The organism is Paenibacillus sp. 23TSA30-6 (assembly GCF_014858585.1).
Taxonomy (GTDB): Bacteria; Bacillota; Bacilli; order Paenibacillales; family Paenibacillaceae; genus Paenibacillus.
Genome location: NZ_SLTL01000015.1, coordinates 104036 through 124448, shown reverse-complemented (window position 1 = coordinate 124448; position 20413 = coordinate 104036). Strand labels below are relative to the sequence as shown.

The 20413-nt window shown below is 47.8% G+C and carries 19 protein-coding genes and 1 riboswitch; of the genes, 10 read left to right on the top strand and 9 right to left on the bottom strand.

The window, feature by feature from the left end; genetic code table 11:
• Nucleotide 1 precedes the first annotated feature (1 nt).
• Nucleotides 2-1012 carry a LacI family DNA-binding transcriptional regulator gene (locus E0698_RS15450; RefSeq protein ID WP_134912067.1) on the bottom strand — a complete coding sequence of 337 codons (1011 nt, stop codon included), beginning with the start codon at nt 1010-1012 and terminating at the stop codon, nt 2-4.
• Between the two features lie 288 nt (nt 1013-1300).
• Between E0698_RS15450 and E0698_RS15445 the strand changes: the two genes are divergently transcribed.
• The 4 genes from E0698_RS15445 to metE all read left to right on the top strand — a co-directional run bounded on the left by E0698_RS15445 (nt 1301) and on the right by metE (nt 7451).
• Nucleotides 1301-1771 (top strand): AbrB/MazE/SpoVT family DNA-binding domain-containing protein, encoded by a 471-nt coding sequence (locus E0698_RS15445; RefSeq protein WP_134912066.1) that lies wholly within the window; start codon nt 1301-1303, stop codon nt 1769-1771.
• A 295-nt stretch (nt 1772-2066) separates the two neighbouring features.
• Entirely contained in the window at nt 2067-4016 is a 1950-nt protein-coding gene (locus E0698_RS15440) for an anaerobic ribonucleoside triphosphate reductase (protein ID WP_192512126.1), read from the top strand.
• Nucleotides 4013-4510, top strand: a complete 498-nt coding sequence (gene nrdG, locus E0698_RS15435) for an anaerobic ribonucleoside-triphosphate reductase activating protein (RefSeq protein WP_192512125.1) — start codon at nt 4013-4015, stop codon at nt 4508-4510. Before E0698_RS15440 ends, nrdG begins: the two co-directional genes overlap by 4 nt.
• Before the next feature lie 268 nt (nt 4511-4778).
• Nucleotides 4779-4974: riboswitch (cobalamin riboswitch) on the top strand.
• Between the two features lie 158 nt (nt 4975-5132).
• Nucleotides 5133-7451 carry a 5-methyltetrahydropteroyltriglutamate--homocysteine S-methyltransferase gene (gene metE, locus E0698_RS15430; protein ID WP_192512124.1) on the top strand — a complete coding sequence of 773 codons (2319 nt, stop codon included), beginning with the start codon at nt 5133-5135 and terminating at the stop codon, nt 7449-7451.
• 56 nt (nt 7452-7507) lie between these two features.
• Here metE and E0698_RS15425 read toward each other — a convergent pair whose 3' ends face one another.
• Nucleotides 7508-8041 carry a DUF6985 domain-containing protein gene (locus tag E0698_RS15425; protein ID WP_192512123.1) on the bottom strand — a complete coding sequence of 178 codons (534 nt, stop codon included), beginning with the start codon at nt 8039-8041 and terminating at the stop codon, nt 7508-7510.
• Nucleotides 8042-8431: 390 nt separating this feature from the next.
• On the opposite strand from E0698_RS15425, the gene E0698_RS15420 reads away from it, so the two are divergent.
• The 5 genes from E0698_RS15420 to E0698_RS15400 all read left to right on the top strand — a co-directional run bounded on the left by E0698_RS15420 (nt 8432) and on the right by E0698_RS15400 (nt 11675).
• Nucleotides 8432-8761 (top strand): PadR family transcriptional regulator, encoded by a 330-nt coding sequence (locus E0698_RS15420; protein ID WP_014278596.1) that lies wholly within the window; start codon nt 8432-8434, stop codon nt 8759-8761.
• Complete coding sequence (locus E0698_RS15415; protein WP_149094220.1) at nt 8754-9311, top strand: DUF1700 domain-containing protein; 558 nt, start codon at nt 8754-8756, stop codon at nt 9309-9311. The genes E0698_RS15420 and E0698_RS15415 overlap by 8 nt, the downstream gene beginning before the upstream one ends.
• 1 nt (nt 9312) lies before the next feature.
• Complete coding sequence (locus E0698_RS15410; RefSeq protein ID WP_192512122.1) at nt 9313-10164, top strand: DUF4097 family beta strand repeat-containing protein; 852 nt, start codon at nt 9313-9315, stop codon at nt 10162-10164.
• A 161-nt stretch (nt 10165-10325) separates the two neighbouring features.
• Nucleotides 10326-11045: a 3-ketoacyl-ACP reductase gene (locus tag E0698_RS15405; RefSeq protein ID WP_149094222.1), complete on the top strand. Its 720-nt coding sequence runs from the start codon at nt 10326-10328 to the stop codon at nt 11043-11045.
• 192 nt (nt 11046-11237) lie between these two features.
• Nucleotides 11238-11675, top strand: a complete 438-nt coding sequence (locus tag E0698_RS15400; protein ID WP_149094223.1) for an AbrB/MazE/SpoVT family DNA-binding domain-containing protein — start codon at nt 11238-11240, stop codon at nt 11673-11675.
• Nucleotides 11676-11743: 68 nt separating this feature from the next.
• Here the strand turns inward: E0698_RS15400 and E0698_RS15395 are convergent, their stop codons facing one another.
• The 4 genes from E0698_RS15395 to E0698_RS15380 form a co-directional block, all read right to left on the bottom strand.
• On the bottom strand, nt 11744-12202 hold the full coding sequence (locus tag E0698_RS15395) for a hypothetical protein (protein ID WP_192512121.1): 459 nt from the start codon (nt 12200-12202) through the stop codon (nt 11744-11746).
• A gap of 174 nt (nt 12203-12376) precedes the next feature.
• On the bottom strand, nt 12377-13501 hold the full coding sequence (locus E0698_RS15390; protein ID WP_192512137.1) for a nitric oxide synthase oxygenase: 1125 nt from the start codon (nt 13499-13501) through the stop codon (nt 12377-12379).
• A 149-nt stretch (nt 13502-13650) separates the two neighbouring features.
• A complete protein-coding gene (locus E0698_RS15385) occupies nt 13651-14130 on the bottom strand; it encodes a Dps family protein (RefSeq protein ID WP_192512120.1) in 480 nt (159 codons plus the stop codon).
• A 234-nt stretch (nt 14131-14364) separates the two neighbouring features.
• Nucleotides 14365-15594: a M20 metallopeptidase family protein gene (locus E0698_RS15380; RefSeq protein ID WP_192512119.1), complete on the bottom strand. Its 1230-nt coding sequence runs from the start codon at nt 15592-15594 to the stop codon at nt 14365-14367.
• Between the two features lie 274 nt (nt 15595-15868).
• Between E0698_RS15380 and E0698_RS15375 the strand changes: the two genes are divergently transcribed.
• Nucleotides 15869-16738, top strand: coding sequence for an Rpn family recombination-promoting nuclease/putative transposase (locus tag E0698_RS15375; protein WP_192512118.1), 870 nt, complete (start codon nt 15869-15871; stop codon nt 16736-16738).
• Between the two features lie 49 nt (nt 16739-16787).
• On the opposite strand, the gene E0698_RS15370 is transcribed toward E0698_RS15375, so the two are convergent.
• From E0698_RS15370 to E0698_RS15360, 3 genes are read right to left on the bottom strand one after another with little or no spacing between them, the layout of a single operon-like run.
• Nucleotides 16788-18515, bottom strand: a complete 1728-nt coding sequence (locus E0698_RS15370; protein ID WP_192512117.1) for an adenine deaminase C-terminal domain-containing protein — start codon at nt 18513-18515, stop codon at nt 16788-16790.
• A gap of 28 nt (nt 18516-18543) precedes the next feature.
• Nucleotides 18544-19602, bottom strand: a complete 1059-nt coding sequence (locus tag E0698_RS15365; protein WP_192512116.1) for an ABC transporter ATP-binding protein — start codon at nt 19600-19602, stop codon at nt 18544-18546.
• Between the two features lie 16 nt (nt 19603-19618).
• Complete coding sequence (locus tag E0698_RS15360) at nt 19619-20407, bottom strand: ABC transporter permease (protein ID WP_192512115.1); 789 nt, start codon at nt 20405-20407, stop codon at nt 19619-19621.
• Between the last annotated feature and the right edge of the window lie 6 nt (nt 20408-20413).

Genomic DNA, 20413 nt, shown 5'->3' with positions numbered 1-20413 from the left:
ATTAAGTTGTCTGTCTTTCCACCAAACTAACCGGCAACAATTGCTGCTGCTCACCACTTGGCGTCTTCCCTTCAATCATCTCCAGCAAAATGCCGCAGGCCTTATCTGCCAAAGCAGCCTTATCCTGATTGATGGTCGTCAAAGGAGGATTGCAGTACTTGGAAATCGTGTCATTGTCAAAGCCCACAATTTTAACCTCGTCGGGAACTTGTATCCCGTTTTCCTGCAAAGCAAGCAAGGCGCCCAGTCCCAGCCAGTCATTGGTAGCAAAAATACCGTCAAACTTCATCTTGTTTTCAATCAACTGCTGCACCTTTTGTTTAGCTGCATCCAGGTTGTTATGATCGCTATGAATAGCAACATATTGCTCTTTACCTAGCATGAGATTGTGCTTTAACATCGCATCACTAAACCCGTTCAAACGTTCATTCACGGATGAAAGGTTTTGCTGTTTAGTGAGTACCAAAATGCGACGACACCCTTTTTGAATGAGCTCTTCGGTTGCCATAAACCCGCCAGCATAATGATCAGATGCTATAAAAGCAACATTAGAGTCAATCTTTGGACGGCGGTCAATACATACAATAGGTATCTTCCGTTTTAATACATCTGTCAGCACTTCCTCCTGACCAGATATACAAACCAGACCATCGACCATTTTACTGTCCAATATTTTCAAATATTCTTTTTCTTTTTCGGCGCTCTTGGCTGTGTTGCAAATAATCGTCGAATAGCCCAGATCGAAAAAAAATCTTTCAATTTCCTGTACGATCACCGAAAAGAATTCGTTGTTAATGTCGGGCACCAGCACACCGATTGTCTGTGATTTGTTCATACGCAAGCTTTTCGCAATACTGTTTGTCTCGTATTGATACTTACTTATAATGTCCATCACTCTTTGACGGGTTTCATCCGAATAACGCCCGTTCTCATTGATGACCCTGGAAACGGTTGCTACAGAAACTCCACTTAATTGTGCAATTTCCTTCATTGAGATTTTGTTGCTTTTCATAGTCATCTTCCTTACAAGTTGAGATCATTTCAAAGAATCCTAAAACCCTGAAAAATGTTCAACTGTAGGCGGTAAAGCACTTACCGGATTAGGGAGAGGCCACGATACTTCGCAGCCTCTTACTCCAACAGTCGATATTTATATTATAAACCATCTTCTGCCCCCGGCAATACGTGTGAAGGTATATGATAAATGCATAAAAAAAATTGTATATTTTCTTCAATAAACAAAGCAAAAAATAATATTTTTTGGTATAATCAGGATATACAATCGAAGGAGGAAAGGTTTATGAAAAATACCGGAATGACACGGCCTCTGGATCAATTAGGGCGAATCGTGCTTCCCAAGGAAATGCGCACCACGATGGATATCAATATTGGTGATTCGCTCGAATTTTTCGTGAATGAAGAAGGATTTGTATTAAGAAAATATACAGGTGTATCCTGCAAATTTTGCGGCGCAGTTGATCATTTGACTTATTTTCGTGATAGCTTTATTTGCGCCGATTGCATTCAGGTATTAAAGACAGAGGAAAATGTACATCCCACCAGCACCGAAGCCATCCAGGCTCAAGAACATACCAAGCCGGTTCGTAACCATACAACCTGGCAGCCTAAACAAGCCAGAGTCCAGCAAGGAGAAATGGTAAAAAAGCTCCGAAAGCTGATTCAGGAACATCCCAACCTGCCGCAAAAGGTATATGCCGAAATGCTCGATATCTCACAAGGCCGGGTGTCCCAACTGAAAAAGCTGCTTTAAATTATTCAGTAATTTATTACAAAACATACTCAGATCCAATGGATTGCCATCCTATTGTTTTCTGTCAAATATTCGATCGTCAGGTGTAGAATAAGGAGCGTATTTGTTGATGTGTTCCTAACTTTCACCTGACTTTTTTGTGCGTTCTCCTCCCTATCAGCGTGACAATAATCACATACGCTCCATCCATCCATATATACAATATATAGACTTAAACAATTGGTTAGTACACGATATCGTCAATATATTGTTTTTGGGAGAATAATATATATTTTACTATATGGAGGGTTTTGCGATGAAGGTGTTGGAGGAACATCAATTATATGACATCGGCGAACGGGTCATTGGGGCACAGGATTTGGACATGCTACGGGAGAATGCAAATTTGAATGGAGAATCGTTCAGCGGCAAAATGAGCAAGCTCGGTTCCGAGTACGCCAAGTGGTATGCACGCCTGCGTGTGCTTCCGCCTGAACTGACGGACGCGATTGACCGTGGATATGTATATGTTCACGATTTGGACCAATATGCGCTCGGGACTACGAACTGTATCTTTATTCCTTTTGGTCGCTTGTTGCAAGACGGTTTTAATACAGGCAACGGCTCTGTGCGCACACCGCAAACCATTATGTCTGCTATGGCACTGGTGGCAATCATATTCCAGTCTCAGCAAAACAGCCAATTTGGAGGCGTTTCTGCTAATAAAATAGATTGGGATCTCGCTCCATTCGTGGCCCGGTCTTTCCGCAAGCATCTGCGTAAGGGACTCCGCCTGTTCGGAGAAGAAATAGAGCCCGCTCTGCCTGATGACGAATTACATATAGCCAACAGCCTATTACATGAGGTCTGCCCCCGTTCATACGCATTCGCACGTGAAGAAACGGAGACGGAGACCCGCCAGGCCGCTGAATCCCTTATTCATAACCTGAATACCATGAGCAGTCGGGCAGGCGGACAAATTCCGTTCACCTCACTGAATTACGGGATGTGTACTTCTGCTGAGGGGCGGCTTGTTACACAATCATTGCTGGAGGCCACGATCCGTGGCTTGGGCAGTGGAGAAACCCCTATTTTTCCACAGCATATTTTCCAATGCAAAAAAGGAATCAATCAGGCCGAAGGCGATATCAACTATGACTTGTTCCTGCGGGCAGTAGAATGCTCCAGCAAACGTATGTATCCCAATTTTGTCAATGTGGATGCTACCTTCAACCTGCCCTATTACCGCGCAGATGATCCGGATACCATTATTGCGACGATGGGCTGCCGCACCCGCACCATTGCTGACCGTTTCGGCAGAAACTGTCAGAGCGGCAAGGGTAATCTCTCATTCAATACGATTAATCTGGTGCGTCTTGGCATTGAATACGGCATTTGCACAGGCAAGCGCAAGGCACCTGACCGGGATGGCTTTGATACCAGACTGGAAGAGGTTTTGCGTATTGCCGTGGACGGACTGATCCATCGCTATCATATACAGACCAGCCAGCCGGCCAAGGCCTCAGACTTTATGATGCGCGAAGGGGTATGGGAAGGCGGAGAAAAGCTGGAGCCGGATGAACAGGTAGGTAGCGTACTCAAGCACGGTACGCTTTCCATCGGATTTATCGGGTTAGCTGAGTGCATGAAGGCACTGTACGGCAAACACCACGGGGAGGATGACGCTGTATACCGCGAGGCGCAGCGAATCATAGCTTCCATGCGTGTCTACTGCGATCGGATGAGTGAATTGCATAACCTGAACATTACGCTGTTCGCTACGCCTGCCGAGGGTCTATCCGGTAAATTCACGTTGCTGGATCAGCGGGATTTCGGTGTCATTCCCGGTGTGAATGATCGTGAATATTACACGAATTCTTTTCACATTCCTGTGTATTACACGCTTCCGGCTGCCCGTAAAATCAGCCTCGAAGCCCCATTTCATAACCTGTGCAACGCTGGCGCGATTTCGTACATTGAGCTGGATGGCAATGCGCGGAATAACCCGGAGGCGTTTCTTAAAATTGTACAATATGCGCTTCATCAAAACATTGGGTACTTCTCCATTAATCATCCCGTAGATCGCTGCCCGGAATGCGGCTACGAGGGCATTATCGGGACAAGCTGTCCCCATTGCGGTGCTGATGAGGAACATACGCATTTTCAGCGCTTGCGCCGGGTAACCGGATATCTGACAGGTGATTATACCGTCCGGTTCAACGCCGCAAAACAAGCCGAGGTACGTGACCGGGTGAAGCATCGGTGAATTTATGCGGCTACATTCCGGAATCTCTGAACGAAGGACACGGTCTGCGCACCGTTGTGTTCATTAGCGGTTGCCGCCATGCCTGCCCCGGCTGCTTCAATCCGGCATCCTGGAGCTTCCGTACAGGCGAACCGTTCACACCGGAGCGGCAGCAGGAGGTTATCCGTGACATCGCCGATAATCCATTGCTGGACGGGTTAACCCTTTGCGGCGGAGACCCCTTTTTCTCGGCAGCGGAATGCTCGCAGTTTGTGCGCGACTTCCGCGCAGCCTGCCCTGACCGAACCGTGTGGGCCTATACGGGCTTCGTCTACGAAGAACTTCTTACGGATCAGGCCCGGCGGGAGTTGGCACTGCTGTGCGATGTGGTTGTGGACGGTCCCTTTGTAGAACAGCAAAAGGATCTGACCCTTCCCTTCCGAGGCAGCCGCAATCAGCGACTGGTTGATGTGAAGGCCAGCATTCTGGCAGGATCTACCGTTACATTAGCCTGAGTTGTTATGCCTTAAGACAAGTCCTTTCCCTATGGGAGGACTTGTCTTTTTTTGCGTGTAATTGACAAGGGCGGTGCTTCAAGGTGCTTCAGATCGGGAACACGGGATAGCGTACTGATGAGCAGAACGCTTTTAATAAACTTGAATGTGCTTCCATGAACTTAATCGTTTCATTGCGGTTTAAACGGAGTTTCTATTGCGCATCCCGCAAGTTTCACTTATGATGGTGAACAAGTATACGAGTGCATAATTATTCGTCATACCATAATCGCATAGCTTGGAGATAGGTGTCTGTTCTATTCAGTTCAGGCTTAAAAGGGAAGCCGGTGCAAGTCCGGCGCGGTCCCGCCACTGTAAACGGGGAATTTTCAGCTGTTGATACACCCACTGGTCCACAGACCGGGAAGGAGCGCTGAAAGTCATGATTCGTAAGTCAGGAGACCTGCCTATTTCAACAACATCGCAAGTACCTACGGGAGATAGGGAGGTGTTAAGAGCCGTCGCCGAATTTTTATTTTTAAATAACGGAGGCATTTTTTCCCCTATTCATTTTTACCCCGGGGAGGAATGTCTTTTTTTGTACGCAAAAATAAACTGGCTACCAGCCTGGGAGGAAAAGTACATGTCATTAACCGAATTGCCTGAATTGCCCGGCTTGATCAGCAGTAACCTGGGATATCCGCGTATCGGCGGGAACCGGGAATGGAAGAAAGCACTGGAACGCTTCTGGAAAGGCAGCATGGATGAAAGTGAACTGCATATCGAGATGAAACGATTGCGGTTGGAGCATCTGAGCAAGCAGCGTGACAAGGGAATTGATCGAATTCCAGTCGGAGACTTTTCCTATTACGATCACATGCTGGATACATCCGTGATGTTCGGTCTGGTGCCGGAACGGTTCAACTACCGTCCCGATGGGCCTGTTCCCCTATCCGTCTATTTCGGGATAGCCCGTGGACAAAAGGGTGCCACCGCCAGTGAAATGACCAAATGGCTGAATACCAATTACCATTACATCGTACCGGAATTGGCGAATGCAACCCCGGTGTTCACCGAGAATAAGCCGTTGCAGGCTTATCGTGAAGCGAAACAGGAGTTGGGCATTGAAGGTAAACCCGTCATGATCGGTCCTTATTCGTTCGTTGCTCTGTCCAAAGGCTATGATCGTAAGGATTTGGCCGCCATTGTACGAAGCTTCCTGCCACTGTACGCCCGCGTCCTGTCTGAGTTGGCTGCGGAAGGCGTTCAGTGGGTGCAGGTGGATGAGCCTGTCCTGACCACCTCATTCCCGGCAGAGGATTTGGACATTATTCAGGAGGCTTATGAAGCTTTGGCCGAGGCTGCTCCATCCTTAAATATCGTGCTGCAAACCTACTTTGGCAGTCTGGATCATTATGAGCACCTATCCACGCTCCCGGTACAGGGATTAGGTATGGACTTTGTACATGATGATGGCAAAAACCTTCAACATGTGCTCCGGCATGGCTTCCCCGCAGGCAAAACGCTGGCCGCTGGTGTTATTGACGGGCGCAATATATGGCGCTCCGATCTGAACGACGTAGCTGTGCTGCTTGGACAGCTGGCGAAACAGACAACCGCCGCCCAGCTCATCGTACAGCCATCATGCAGTCTGCTGCATGTGCCGGTCAGTCTGGAAGCAGAGCATAAGCTGGACCCAGACCTGGTGCAAGCGCTGGCCTTTGCCGATGAAAAGCTGGAAGAAATCGCAGCTTTGACCGCTGCGCTTGGCAAACGCGAACCCTCGGCACTTGCCAAACTTGGGCAGAGTGCGGACGCGGTAGCTCGCTTCAACAGCTCGGCGGCACGAGTACAGACCGCGGCCGATATGGCTGCTCTACTGGCGAAAGAGCCGCAGTCACGCAGCGTTCCCTTCGCTGAGCGTCGTGTGATTCAGCAGGACAAGCTGAAGCTGCCCCCACTGCCTACGACGACGATTGGCAGTTTCCCGCAAACGGCTGAGGTTCGCAAAGCCCGCCTGCACTATCGCAGAGGGGAATGGTCTGCCGAGCAGTACCGGACATTCATTCAGCAGCAAATCAAAGAATGGATTGATATTCAGGAGGACATTGGCATTGATGTGCTCGTACACGGGGAATTTGAGCGGACAGACATGGTTGAATTTTTTGGCGAAAAGCTGAAAGGCTTTGCCTTTACACAAAACGGGTGGGTGCAGTCCTACGGCTCCCGTTGTGTCAAGCCACCGATTATATACGGAGACGTGTCGTTCGATCAACCGATGACCGTGGAAGAAACGGCCTTCGCCCAATCGTTGACCTCCAAGCCAGTCAAAGGGATGCTGACAGGTCCGGTGACGATTTTAAACTGGTCCTTCGAACGGAATGATATTCCTCGCAGTCAGGTCGCTTTACAGTTAGCACTGGCTCTGCGGGCTGAGGTAGAAGCACTGGAACAAGCGGGGATTGGCATGATTCAGGTGGATGAACCGGCGATCCGTGAAGGGCTTCCGCTGAAAAAGGAACAGCAGCAGGCCTATCTGGAGTGGGCGGTTCAAGCCTTCCTTGTGACCACTGCCACTGTCGAACCCGCCACCCAAATCCATACGCATATGTGCTATTCCGAATTTCAGGATATGATCCAATCCATCTCCGATATGGATGCCGACGTTATTTCTATTGAAACCTCGCGAAGCCACGGAGAACTGATTGTCAGCTTTGAGGATCAGGTGTATGACAAAGGCATTGGTCTGGGCGTATACGATATCCACAGTCCGCGCATTCCCGATGTATCGGAAATGCTGAGTATGATCCAGCGTGCCCTGCGCGTACTGCCTTCCGATTTATTTTGGGTCAATCCAGACTGCGGCCTGAAAACCCGCACCAAGGATGAATCTGTAGCTGCATTGCGGCAAATGGTGCTGGCCGCTCAAGCTGCCAGAGATTCGTTGACTGTATCCAGCTAATTTCTATACCTGTCCCCTTCCTGGCCCCTTTTATCCCTGCAAGCCGGAAGGGGATTCTATTCCAAATCATATAATGTATAAGCTCCTTGAATATGCTCGGGTTGTCCCTGCTTCAGATGCACACCCAAGCCATGCTCTCTATCCCATGAACAGCTAAAATTCAAGTACAGCTCATCCTCTTCTGATGAGTCAGGAACCAGTATAGACACGAGCTGTAGCCGTTCCAGTAATTGTGCCGAATCCTTCACGCAGGGCGCATATTCATCCGGATTTTCTCCCCACGAGATATAAGCGTTCCGGTACTTTTCTACTATACCTGCATAGTAATGATGTATCGCTTCCATCACATGAGGGTGAATGTCGGACCCATGTGCCATATATTGCTCCCATGTCTTTTTTTGATCCTGCTTAGGCTCTCTTATGGCCTGCGCTTCTTCCTCAGAATCGGCGGACACCATAAACTCTATCTCCACCTCCGACTTCTGTCCGCAAAAATGGAGCTGCATCGCGCCCCGTAGCACGATTTCCTCCGATACATCCCAAGTCTCATCATCCTGATCCAGCTCCATATACCAGCGTTCCCAATTCATCCTTTGCCCCATCCTTTTCATAAGAAATGATCTTCAACTCTATGGATCCTTTTATTTTACAATTTAACATCCTAATGGATGAAATTAAAGCGGGCCCCTTTCCGCAAATCCCCCCAGGATTCGGCGTATTTCTAAATAAAACTACTTTTTTCAACAGCATTCGCTATCTCATTGACTCTAAAAGCAAAAGAAAACTCCTGAAATGAGCCCGTAGATTTATTTTTTAAAATTTTAGTACCTTGCATTAATCAGTACATGATGTTAAATTATACCTGACTACTGATTTATGATTAGTACCTGAACTAATTTATGCTCAAGCACACATTTCTTCCCGATACTCCAAACGACACCTATGAAGCAATGATAACATCCAGGAAGGGAGCACCGCTCGTGAATGTGAACATCCAATTCAAAAAAGGGGTGCTGGAACTGTGCGTTCTTGTTTTAATTGGGCGCAGGGACCGTTACGGCTACGAATTGGCTCAGGCCGTCTCCCGTCATATCGAAGTAGCCGAAGGAGCTTTATATCCGCTGCTTCGCCGTCTGGTATCAGAGGGATACTGTACAACTTATTTACAGGAATCGACTGAGGGACCCCCGCGTAAATATTATCGGTTGACTGATGCAGGCAGCAATTACACAAGAATACTTACACGGGAATGGAATGAATTTGTCCATCATGTCGCAAGCCTACTGGAGGAAGGAAATCCCGATGAATAGAAAACAGTTTCTTACAGAGGTGGAGCAACGTCTCTCCCCTCTTCCCGCAGAGGAACGTAATGAGCTGCTTGGTGATTTAAGTCAGCATTTTGACTATGGGTTGGTGAATGGAAAAAGCGAGGCCGAAATTGCCAATGAACTGGGCAACCCCGAGGATATCGCTCGCGAAGCGCTGGATGATCCTAACGCATTCTGGAATACTTCCCCTCCTCCGCTTCGCCAAGGAAGCTTCGCACGCAATCTATTTACTTTTTTTGGGCTGCTATTTCTTAATTTGTTAATCTCCATTCCTGTCTTAGCCTCTTTATGGGCAGTATGGGTTTCGTTGGCCGTAGCAGCGGCCAGCTTCATCGCGGCCCCCCTTCTCGCTGTCGCAGACTATGCGCTGAACGGCAACTTTTATCCCGCTAAATTCTTTTTCGCCATCACGTTGACCGGGATTGGCCTATTCCTGTTGCCTGGAATACGCTACCTTCTGAACCTTCTGGTCAGAGGTACGGTTCGATACTCGAAATGGAATCAGACTACCCTGAGGGGAGCTAACGAGTAACATGAATAAAAAATGGTTTATTGCAGCGGGTCTATGTATCATCATCGGTGTGGCCGGGATGGTGGCCTACGGTGCTCCATGGAATCAACAAGCGATGCGGGAAATAACAGCTATTGATAAAAAATGGACGTTCACACGTGGACAGCTGCAGGATCTTAAAGTGAATAGCTCCGATGATGTATCTATTGTGTTTACTCCCGGCTCCAGCGAGCAGGGCACGATACGCATGAGTGGAGAAGTTCAGACGCAAGTAGCCAACCAGATTCATAATGCCCGTATTGAGAACGGTAAGCTTTCCATTCAATCTGAGCCCCCCCTTTCCTTGGCATTCTTCTCTATCTCTCCTTGGTTGAAACAAACGATCACGGTAGAAATGCCCGCTGATGAAACTCTGAAAGGGCTACAGGCAGATGTACATTCGGGGAACTTAAAACTACAGGATGCCTCCATTCAAAATACAAGCATCACAGCCACTTCAGGCAATGCCGAGATTTCAAACCTCCAAAGTACCCGCTTGGTCGCCAAGTTAACATCCGGCAATTTTACGGCTAGTCAGGTTACAGCAGATATGGAATTGCACCTCACTTCAGGGGATGCCAAAATTCGCGATTATAGCGGCAATGGTCAAGTTTCCCTGACCTCCGGTATTACGAATATCACACAACGTACCACAGCCAACTTGAAGGTCGATTCAGACTCTGGTGATGTGAGGATTAAGCAGGCTCCTGATTTTAAAGGTATTTATAATGTCCGCTCAGACTCTGGAAGTATAGATACTCCCGAATCCGTTCCCGGCAGTGTGAACGTTATGAAGGTCGAAACAACTTCAGGCGATATTCTTATTTCCAAATAGACCATCTAACTATGGTCAGAAGTCTTCCACTCCAGGTCGCAGCAAAGCGAAATAAGTGACCTGGTTGGAGTTGAAGTTTGGTTCAGGGAAATGAAATCAGTATAATATAACCATGTGCCTAAATGCACAACTATGATATGTAACCATAAGGAGGAGACTGGATGGAACTTAAAAATAAAACAGCCATTATTACAGGCGCTACCAAAGGCATTGGTAAAGCCATTGCCGAGGCCTTGGCCAAGGAAGGCGTCAACCTGGGACTAATCTCACGCACACTACCTGACCTGCAAAAGCTGCAAGATTCACTGGGGAGTACATACGGCGTGAAGGTGGTTAGCGCTGTCGCGGATATATCTGATCGCGCACAGGCCGCTGCGGCTGTAGCCTCGCTGGAGCATGAGCTGGGCGCTGTCGATATTTTGATCAACAATGCAGGAATCGCTACGTTTGGCACAGTCGCAGACATGGACCCCGAAGAGTGGGAACGCATTATTCGCGTGAATCTGCTGGGAACCTATTATGTCACACACGCGGTTCTTCCAAGCATGCTTGCTCAGCAGAGCGGCAACATTATTAATGTGTCCTCCACAGCAGGGGAACGGGGCTTTGCGACAGGCTCGGCGTATTGCGCCTCGAAGTTTGCTTTGATGGGCTTCACGGAGGCGCTGATGCAGGAAGTTCGCAAATCCAACATTCGCGTCACTGCGCTGACTCCAAGCACGGTCAATACCGAACTGGCGGCAAATGCAGGTTTGCCGATTGGCGACGAGGATCGCATGCTTCAGCCACAAGATATGGCCGATCTGACATTGGCAGCATTGAAGCTGCCTTCGCGGGTTCAATTAAAAGTAGCCGGTATTTGGACAACCAACCCACAATAATTTGACTCGACATCTTAGATTCATTGGGCTGTACCACGCTCCGGCAGACGTCATTATTCGTCATGCTGGAGCTTCTTTTTTTGTTCATAGCTAATACAATTCAAACTACAATATACGCGCTTTGTACTTTACAACATACATAACCTACGATTTTTGCACCGATAAGCGCATTTATGGAAGGGGAAATGAATAATGAAAAATACAGGAATGACACGACCATTAGACCATCTGGGCCGCATCGTGCTACCCAAGGAGCTGCGCAATTCTATGAATATCAATATTGGAGACGCCCTTGATTTTTTTATTACACCCGAGGGCCTGATGATCCGTAAATACACAGGGGTATCTTGTTATTTTTGCGGTGCCGTAGATAACCTGAGCTACTTCAGAGATCATCTGATATGCAGTGATTGTATTGAGAAGCTAAAGAGCGATAATCCTTCCAGTCATTTAAGCGAAACACGTCCTGCTCAGCCCAAGAAAAGACGGAATTACAGAAATCAAACTGAACTCCTGTATAAACTAAAAAAGCTCATGGAAGAGCATCCTAATGTTTCACAAAAAGAATTGGCCGAGATGCTCGAACTGTCTCAGGGACGCGTGTCACAGCTTAAAAAACTGCTGCTTTGAATCGTTCCAATTATAAGCGTTTAATCTAGCCACAAAAAAAGAGCCTGTCGGCTCTCGGACCATCATCCTTATGCAATGTCAGACTGCTCCATAACCGGGACCCGATAGGCCACCAAAGACTCTTCAATAACGGCGGAAATAAATGTTGCCTCAATCTCCGGCACCAATTTGAGCGCATAGTTCCATGCGTTTTCTTCAATTTGCAGCGCAAGCCGTTGTCGAGCCCCTAACCCGCTCTCCTGCTCCAATGCATCGGAAAGGTCAAGCAGCTCAGAATCAGCGGAGTGCCCAATCTCATGCGCAAGCACAACCATAAAATACTCCTCGACTCGTTCAACGCTACCGAACATCTGTATACATTGTGTTTCAATCGTGTCTGTATACATCGTAATGGCATGAGCATTCATGGCATATTTGCCCCCAATCAGCCGCCCTCCGGGAAACCGTTTCTCCAGCTTGACCGTCACACCTATATCAGCCCGTTGCAAAAGCTCAGCGACGATGTACTCTGCCTGATTTCTTTCCAACTCCGATTCGCTCCTCAAACTTATGATATGAAAAAGCTGAATGTACTCTAATCATATAGAATAATGAATGTATTCATGTATTACACAGTAAGATATTATACACCATTAGCTACCCTATTTATCGTTGCATGGGATAAGCTGGAACCTGATTCCGATGCTTAAAGCTTTCCATGATTAAGAATGAAAAGGGCAGCCTTGGGGCTTCTTCGGCATATACGGCTTCTCTTGTACTCCAAAATTCGGCTTTACAAGCCGATTATCGTAGGAACTGTGAAAAATATGCGTGGTCGCCGGAGATAACGGCGGGATCAGCCATGTCCAATCGCCTGTGAGCGCACGCCCCGCCTGGGCTTCCCGTTCCTCAAACAGCTGGAATTGTGTAGCTGCCGTATGGTGATCGACAATACTGACTCCCGCTTTTTTAAAAGAATAGAGCACCGCACTGTTCAGCTCCACCAGCGCCCGATCACGCCATAATGTCGTTTCGCTGGTAGTATCCAGCCCCATCAGTTCAGCTACCTGCGGTAGCATATTATAACGGAAGGTATCGGCAAAATTACGCGCTCCAATCTCTGTTCCCATATACCAGCCATTAAAAGGAGCTGCCGTGTAGATAATACCGCCAATTTCCAGCGTCATGTCCGAAATCATAGGCACGGCGTACCAACGCAAACCCAGCGAAGCCAAACCTGGTAGCTCCGGGTGTTCAATAGGTACCTCATATACCAGATGTTTGGGAATATCAAACAGCTCAGGAGGCTGTCCACCTGCTTCCACAACCAGCGGCAATACATCAAAGGGAGTCATCGCTCCTTGCCAGCCCATGCGGCGGCACGCATTTGTGAATTCAACCGAGATCGGGTCCCCGATCACCCCTTCAGCGGCCTCATAGCCAGCATATCGAATCAATTGATGATTCCAAATGCGAATATCCGGTTGGCCCGGCTTGGACGAGCGAAACACGGTAAGCGTCGGCTTGATTTTACCGTCATTTGTGCCTATGCGTATATGTTCCCACAGCTCATGGACGACTTCTGCCATACTGGAAGCCTCGCGGGCATCCCTTACCAGAAGCTTGTCCCAAAACAAACGACCGATACAACGATTGCTGTTACGCCAAGCCATCTGCGCCCCATGTTCCAGCTCATCATAGGTATGATCATACGTTCCCGTAGTTTCAATGTCATGACGAATATCAAGAAGCCGGGCCTCCGCTTCATCGCGGCTTCGGCCCAGCTCCTCATAACATGTATATATAAACTGTTCTGCTTCACGCAAAAGCTGTTGCTTTACTTCCATACGTACACCCCATCCCGGCAGTTCTCCATACTTATGAGCCCGTTGTCTTTCACGCCTATCCGTCATTATACTCCAGTGGCGATCTGGAACCAACGGGATGAGTGTCTTGTTCACCTGATCTTCATATCCGTGGGAATCCCTCCTGAAGCTTATCCCAAATATGCGCTAAGCATCCAGATATGTTTATCCACCGTTTCTCTCAGACCATTAAGAAGATCCTCTGTCGCTTTGTCATGTGCCGCATTCGCTGCTTCCATGCCGTTAGCCAGCTCAGTCGTGATGGTTTTGAAATCCGCAACCACGGATTTTACCATATCTTCGGCTGCCTGCTCACCTGCAGATTCCTGAATAGCTGACAGTTGTAAGTGCTCCTTCAAGGTAGCAGCCGGACGGCCGCCAATAGCCAGCAAACGTTCAGCAATAGTGTCCAGATTAGCTGTCGCTTCATTATAAAGCTCCTCAAATTTAGCATGCAGTGTGAAGAAATGAGGTCCTTTTACGTACCAGTGGAAATAATGCAGCTTCGTGTACAACACCGACCAGGTAGCTACCTGACGGTTCAAAGCCTTATGCAATTCTTGAATAGCCTCTTGTGTAGGTTGAACGTTCGTGTGATTTAATGTACTCATGTGTAATTCCCCTCTCATGATCATCATTAGTATAGTTGGAGTGAAGCCTGAATGCCCGTTGACATTAGTGTTTGATTAACCTGTAAATCCCATGCGTGATCCCAATAAATACTCAGTAGTTAATTTAGACTTAATCTAAATCCTGTTTTAATTATAACACTAACTCAGTTATTTTCAAGAGCTTATCAGGTCTTAATCATGAAGATTACGTGAAGTGTCAGAGCCTTTGAAAATTTAGTTATCCTTCACTTCGTTCAATGCCTGCAACGCAAACTCTATATGCATTCGTGTACCCAAAATCAAGGCTCGTTCGTCGATATCGAATTGGGGATGGTGCAGCGGATATGCTTGCTGTGTATCTGGCGTGCTTATCCCTATAAAACCAAATACGCCGGGAATATGCTGTGTGTACAGCGCAAAATCTTCCCCGGCCAAAAAGGGAGTATCCAGCAGCTTCGTACTTTCCGCTCCAAAGACTTTCTCTGCCGCGCGCACCGCTGCTTGTACGACCACAGGGTCGTTGTGAAGAACCGTTCCGGTTCGTTGCGTAATATGTGCGGAGCCGCCATGTAAAGATGCAATGCTGTTCGCGCGATCCGCAATCGCTTGGGTGATCCGTTCAACCGTCTCAGTGCGAAAAGCCCGGAAGGTTCCAGTAACTTCGCTGTGCCCTGCGATGACATTTTTGGCGCTGCCTGCTTGCAGTGTACCGAAAGATAGGACAGCCGCTTCCTGCGGGTCGATGGCGGTGGACATAAATATTTTAATATCCGTGATAAATTGAGCGACCATAATTATAGCATCTGAGGAAAGATGGGGCGTGCTGTGATGTCCCGAAAGTCCGGCAAACCGGATTGTAAAATGAGAAGAAGCGGCCATAGCCGTGTGCGGATGAAATCCAATCGTTCCTACAGGGAAATCAGGCCATACGTGCATGGCAAACACTGTCTTTACATCCTCCAGGACACCATCCTCGATCATATCCCTTCCTCCACTAATCAGCCTGCCATCCAGGGGAGACACCAACGCCCCCTCCTCTGCTGGCTGAAAAACAAACTTAATCGCACCTCGAACCTGATCTCGATTATGACTAAGCACCTGAGCGGCTCCCAACAGCATCGCCGTATGTGCATCATGCCCGCACGCGTGCATGACTCCGGGGATCATGGAGATATAATCGGCGGTGTTTTGCTCTGTTACAGGCAAAGCATCTATATCCGCACGCAGTAGCACCGTATCCCCGGCCTGTGTCCCGCGCAATATACCGACAACTCCCTTACCAAAATGCTTCCCGACTCCTGTCTGCACCTCCAGCCCCCAGCTTTGGAGAAGCTCCACTATGTACGCAGCCGTCCGTTCCACCTCAAACAAAACTTCCGGGTAACGATGCAATTCCCGTCGAAATGTAATTAAATCCGTTTCCAACGCGTCCGGCACTACAAGATCATCAAAAGCACGAGTCATTATGAACACTCTCCTTTGCTTTGTTAACTACAGGCTGCATAAAATTAAAACCAAAAAATCTTATCGGAATATTTATAGTATATATCAGCCTAAATGTAGTCTTTATCCCTGCATGCCGTCAACGCATTATACATAGGTTACATCAATACGAGTATAGAAGATGTTAATTTTGTCTGTTAAAGAGTCGTCAGTATCACTACCTTGTTCACAGTCGTATATGTATATGAGTTATGGCTTACGTGGTATAATAGGATATAAAATGGGGTTGATGTACATGACAGAGCTACTTGATCCTCGAAATGATTTTTTGTTTAAACGTATCTTTGGAAGCGATGAAAATCGGGATGTGTTGCTAACTTTCTTGAATCACACGTTTGCCGAAGCAGGTAAACCGCAACTGACTGAAATTATTTTACTTAATCCTTATACGGATAAAGATGCGCCTCGTGATAAGCAATCCATTCTGGACATTCGGGCCAGAACCTCCGAGGGTGAACTTATTAATGTGGAGATGCAGTTATTCAATAAATACGACACCGATAAAAGAACTTTATTTTACTGGAGCAAGCAGTATGCTGGTCAGTTGCAGGAAGGACAGTCCTACAAACTGCTTCGAAAATGTGTGACGATTAATATTCTGAACTACTCTTTTTTGCCGAATGATCAATATCATAATGTATATCATCTCCGTGAAGACCGAACAGGCATTTCACTTAGCGATGATATTGAGCTACACTTTTTGGAGTTACCAAAGCTTGACCATCGTACTGTACCGATGGAGGGCGGCGGATTGGTAAACTGGCTTTTGTTTCTAAAAGGAGCGAATCCATCACAATGGGAGGTGCTGACCATGAACGAGCCTGTACTGAAAAAAGCGATGAACACCTTGGAATTTCTAAGCCAGGATCGGGAATCCCGTCTTCAATATGAAGCAAGACAACGATATTTACACGATGAGGCATCCATGATTGAAGGAGCAAAAGAAGAAGGTAAGGCGGAAGGCAAAGCCGAAGGCAAAGCCGAAGGGAAAGCCGAAAGCCAGGCTGAAATTGCACGAAATATGCTCCGTTTGGGCGTAGATATAGATATTATCACTAAAGCATCCGGGTTATCAGTAGCTGAAGTAAAATCACTTCAACCATAACCCTAACCACTCAAAAAAGAGCCGGCCCGTAAGAGGGTCGGCTCTACTATTATTCTTTTATCTCCGAAGGGTCCACAATCAAGGGTACAACCTTGCCTGCGTTTACATCAATCAGGCCGTGATCCGTAATTTTCAAAGCCGGGCTGACTGGCAAAGAATGAGTGCTCAGCGACATGATTGGATTGTAATGGCGGTAGCCGAGCGACAGCAAGGCAGAACGCAGCTCCTTCACGTGGGCCGCTACCATTTCCAGCGGTCCTTCTGTTAAAATCCCGCCTACGGTTAACGGCAGATGGGACAGCACCTTGCCATTTTCAACTACGCAAAAGCCGCCTTGACTGGAAAGAACCGTATTCGCCGCCAATATCATATCCTGCTTGCCATGCCCCACGACCAGCAAGTTATGGTTATCGTGCGAATACGTGGTTGCCACCGCCCCGCGCTTAATCGTGTCTCCCCCGATCAAACCATAGGCCCGGTTACCATTCTTGCCATACCGCTCAAAAGTAGCGATAAGCCCGTGTTCACTCTGTTCCCACATCAGCTCACCATTCGCCACTTGCTCAGGTGCAATTCGTTCGCTCGTAAAGGTCGATCCGTCCTTCACCATCATAATACGGCAATGATGCGTACCATCCGCTACATCCAGCTCTACAGTAAAATCCTGCTCCGTGAGTGGCTTCAGCTTTACACTTTGGTAAAAATGAGGTGGAAAGCGGCAGCTTAACGACTCTTGATGATACTCCTCAAATTTATCGAATACCTTTTGCCCATCCTTGTACACCCGTTCCACTTCAAAATGATTCAGGTCGGACAACAATACAAAATCAGCTATTTTCCCCGGCGCTATCGTGCCCCGGTCGTGCATACGCATCCGTGTCGCAGGCGTGAACGTAGCTGCATAGATCGCATCCTCAGGCTTCATGCCCATCCCGATTGCTTTGCTTACAATATGGTTCAGATGCCCACGCTCTACGAAGGAATCCGGCATCACATCGTCTGTTACGAAGCAAAAATGCTGCGCCACGTCTTCCTGAATCAAATACTCCATCACTTCAGGGGTCATGGATTTTTCCTGAATCTCGATGAACATCCCCGCAGCCATACGCGCCTTCATGCCTTCAATGCTTTGGTGGGTATGGTCCGAGCCAATTCCCGCGTAGATCAACTGATGCAGGTCCAGATCAAGCAACTGCGGCGTATGCCCTTCAATGATCAGCTCCGGGTAATGCTCACGAACATGGCGTAAAATGCGATTGGTCTTGCTCTCCGGGTCACGAATCACATCCACATAGTTCATAATTTCACCTAGGCAGATCATCTCACCGGTTTGCAACAGTGCATCAATCTCAGGAATATCAATCTCCCCACCCGAGGTCTCCAGAGGTGTTGCCGGGACAGAGCTTGGAATGCCATAGAACATATCAGCTACGCACTCCTTGCTGGCCGTCATCATTTCCTGGATGCCTTCCAATCCGAAAACATTCGCCATTTCGTGCGGTTCCGGTACAATCGTCGTTACACCGTTGCAAATGAGCCCATAGGAAAAGGTTGCCGGTGTCACCATTGTACTCTCGATATGCAGATGAATGTCGATCAGGCCGGGAATCATATATTTCCCGTGCCCTTCCACAATTTCATTCACTTCAAACGACTCCAGGCCACGCTGACCGATATACATAAACTTTCCGTCAAGTATAGCAACATTGCCTTCCTCGAACGTCTTGTAATAGCTGTTATACACTTTTACTTGTAAAATCATTTTGTCTGCACGCATGATGTATCTCCTTCATTGAACCCGCTGATTATTGAACCAGCACCATTTTATCTGCCGGAAAATGCAGCGTAACCCGTTGACCGCTCAGGTACGGCGTGTCCATCTCCTGATTGGCGGTGAAGCTTCCTTTCGCCGTTTCTATCACATACTGATAGCTACGTCCCAGGTAAGTGCTCACTTTAATGATGCCGGGAAGCTCATTTCCCCCCGTCTCATTGCCTTCTGTGCGAATAACCAAATCATCCGGACGAATAGCCCCCTGACGGGCACCCGGCTGGACTGTACCCTGATTACGGGCCACACTGAACGAAAGATCGCTTGTACTCAGACGAATTCGTTCCCCCTCCTCAGCACGCTCGTCAAAGGACAGGAAATTATTGAATCCAATAAAACGGGCGACAAATTCGGTGGTTGGATATTTAAAAATCGTCGATGGCGCATCCAACTGCTCGATATTCCCCTTGTTCATAATCGCAACCCGGTCAGAAATCGAAAAACATTCCTCCTGATCATGCGATACGTATACGGTGGTAATCCCCAATTCCTGTTGAATACGGCGAATTTCCACACGCATATTCACACGCAGGTTCGCATCCAGATTGCTCAGCGGTTCATCGAACAACAGCAGGTCGGGTTCAATCACAAGTGCCCGCGCAATCGCAACACGCTGACGCTGTCCACCGGACAATTCACCGGGGAACCGCTTTTCAAAGCCCCCAAGACTGACCGTATCCAGCATAGCCATAACACGGCGTTTTACATCATCTTCCTTCACCTTGCGCAACCGCAGGCCAAAGGCAACATTATCAAAAACGGACAAATGCGGGAAAAGCGCATAGCTTTGGAATACAAAACCGAAATTCCGTTTATTCACCGGAACCCGAGTGTAATCCTTATCGCCAAACAAAAATGTTCCTTGTTTAGCTTCGAGAAATCCTGCAATCAGACGAAGCGTGGTCGTTTTGCCACATCCACTCGGTCCGAGCAGCGAGAGCAATTGCCCCCGTTCGAGCTGCAAATCGAAATCCTGCAAGATCAGTTGATTGTCATAAGCGACCGATACGCGATCCAGAGTAAGCAGTGCCATATCGTTGAAGCCTCCATTACCTTTTAGTGAAGTAAGACAATCCCATCAGTCGTTCAATCAAGAACATCAGAATACCGGTCAATATCATCAGCATTACCGAAATCGCTGCAATCGTCGGGTCAAAATAATTTTCGACGTAGGTCAGCATTTGAATGGGCAGGGTGCTGAAGCCCGGTCCTGTCATGAAGACGGAAATGTCGACATTGTTGAATGATTCCAGAAAGGCAATCAGGATAGCCGCAATAATACCTGAGCGGATGTTGGGCAGAACCACCTTGAAAAAGGTTTCCAGCCGTCCAGCTCCCAAGCTGAGCGCTGCTTCCTCAATCGCAAAATCAAAGTTGGACAAGCTGGACGCAATGACCCTTATAATGAACGGCAGCATAATCACCGTATGTCCGATCAACAGTCCTGCGTATACCGGCAAATGATAAACAATGATCAGATAACGCAGCAGTGTAAAGCCCAGCACAATACCCGGTATGAGCAGCGGGGAGAGGAACAAGGCATTCAGCGCATCCTTCCCGTGAAACGAAAAACGACTAAGCGCATAAGCGGCAGGCATGCCGATCAGCAGCGCCAAAATGTTACCCAGCAGAGAGACGACAATCGACGTTTTGAACGTGGACATAAACAGGTCTACTTCAAAAATATTTTGATACCAGCGCAAGGAAAAACCCTGCGGAGGAAATTTTAATACCGTGCCCGGCTCGAAAGAAGTGACCGATATGATCAACAGCGGACCGAGCAGAAAGATGAAGACCAGCAGGCTAAAGAAGCCTAGTCCGTAATGTTTCTCCCGCATATCCAC

What these genes read in the sequence shown, in the direction of transcription:
- E0698_RS15450 (WP_134912067.1), bottom strand. Translation starts at nt 1,012, where the DNA reads ATGAAAAGCAACAAAATCTCAATGAAGGAAATTGCACAATTAAGTGGA.
- E0698_RS15445 (WP_134912066.1), top strand. Translation starts at nt 1,301, where the DNA reads ATGAAAAATACCGGAATGACACGGCCTCTGGATCAATTAGGGCGAATC.
- E0698_RS15440 (WP_192512126.1), top strand. Translation starts at nt 2,067, where the DNA reads ATGAAGGTGTTGGAGGAACATCAATTATATGACATCGGCGAACGGGTC.
- metE (WP_192512124.1), top strand. Translation starts at nt 5,133, where the DNA reads ATGTCATTAACCGAATTGCCTGAATTGCCCGGCTTGATCAGCAGTAAC.
- E0698_RS15425 (WP_192512123.1), bottom strand. Translation starts at nt 8,041, where the DNA reads ATGAATTGGGAACGCTGGTATATGGAGCTGGATCAGGATGATGAGACT.
- E0698_RS15415 (WP_149094220.1), top strand. Translation starts at nt 8,754, where the DNA reads ATGAATAGAAAACAGTTTCTTACAGAGGTGGAGCAACGTCTCTCCCCT.
- E0698_RS15410 (WP_192512122.1), top strand. Translation starts at nt 9,313, where the DNA reads ATGAATAAAAAATGGTTTATTGCAGCGGGTCTATGTATCATCATCGGT.
- E0698_RS15405 (WP_149094222.1), top strand. Translation starts at nt 10,326, where the DNA reads ATGGAACTTAAAAATAAAACAGCCATTATTACAGGCGCTACCAAAGGC.
- E0698_RS15400 (WP_149094223.1), top strand. Translation starts at nt 11,238, where the DNA reads ATGAAAAATACAGGAATGACACGACCATTAGACCATCTGGGCCGCATC.
- E0698_RS15390 (WP_192512137.1), bottom strand. Translation starts at nt 13,501, where the DNA reads ATGGAAGTAAAGCAACAGCTTTTGCGTGAAGCAGAACAGTTTATATAT.
- E0698_RS15385 (WP_192512120.1), bottom strand. Translation starts at nt 14,130, where the DNA reads ATGAGTACATTAAATCACACGAACGTTCAACCTACACAAGAGGCTATT.
- E0698_RS15380 (WP_192512119.1), bottom strand. Translation starts at nt 15,594, where the DNA reads ATGACTCGTGCTTTTGATGATCTTGTAGTGCCGGACGCGTTGGAAACG.
- E0698_RS15375 (WP_192512118.1), top strand. Translation starts at nt 15,869, where the DNA reads ATGACAGAGCTACTTGATCCTCGAAATGATTTTTTGTTTAAACGTATC.
- E0698_RS15370 (WP_192512117.1), bottom strand. Translation starts at nt 18,515, where the DNA reads ATGCGTGCAGACAAAATGATTTTACAAGTAAAAGTGTATAACAGCTAT.
- E0698_RS15365 (WP_192512116.1), bottom strand. Translation starts at nt 19,602, where the DNA reads ATGGCACTGCTTACTCTGGATCGCGTATCGGTCGCTTATGACAATCAA.
- E0698_RS15360 (WP_192512115.1), bottom strand. Translation starts at nt 20,407, where the DNA reads ATGCGGGAGAAACATTACGGACTAGGCTTCTTTAGCCTGCTGGTCTTC.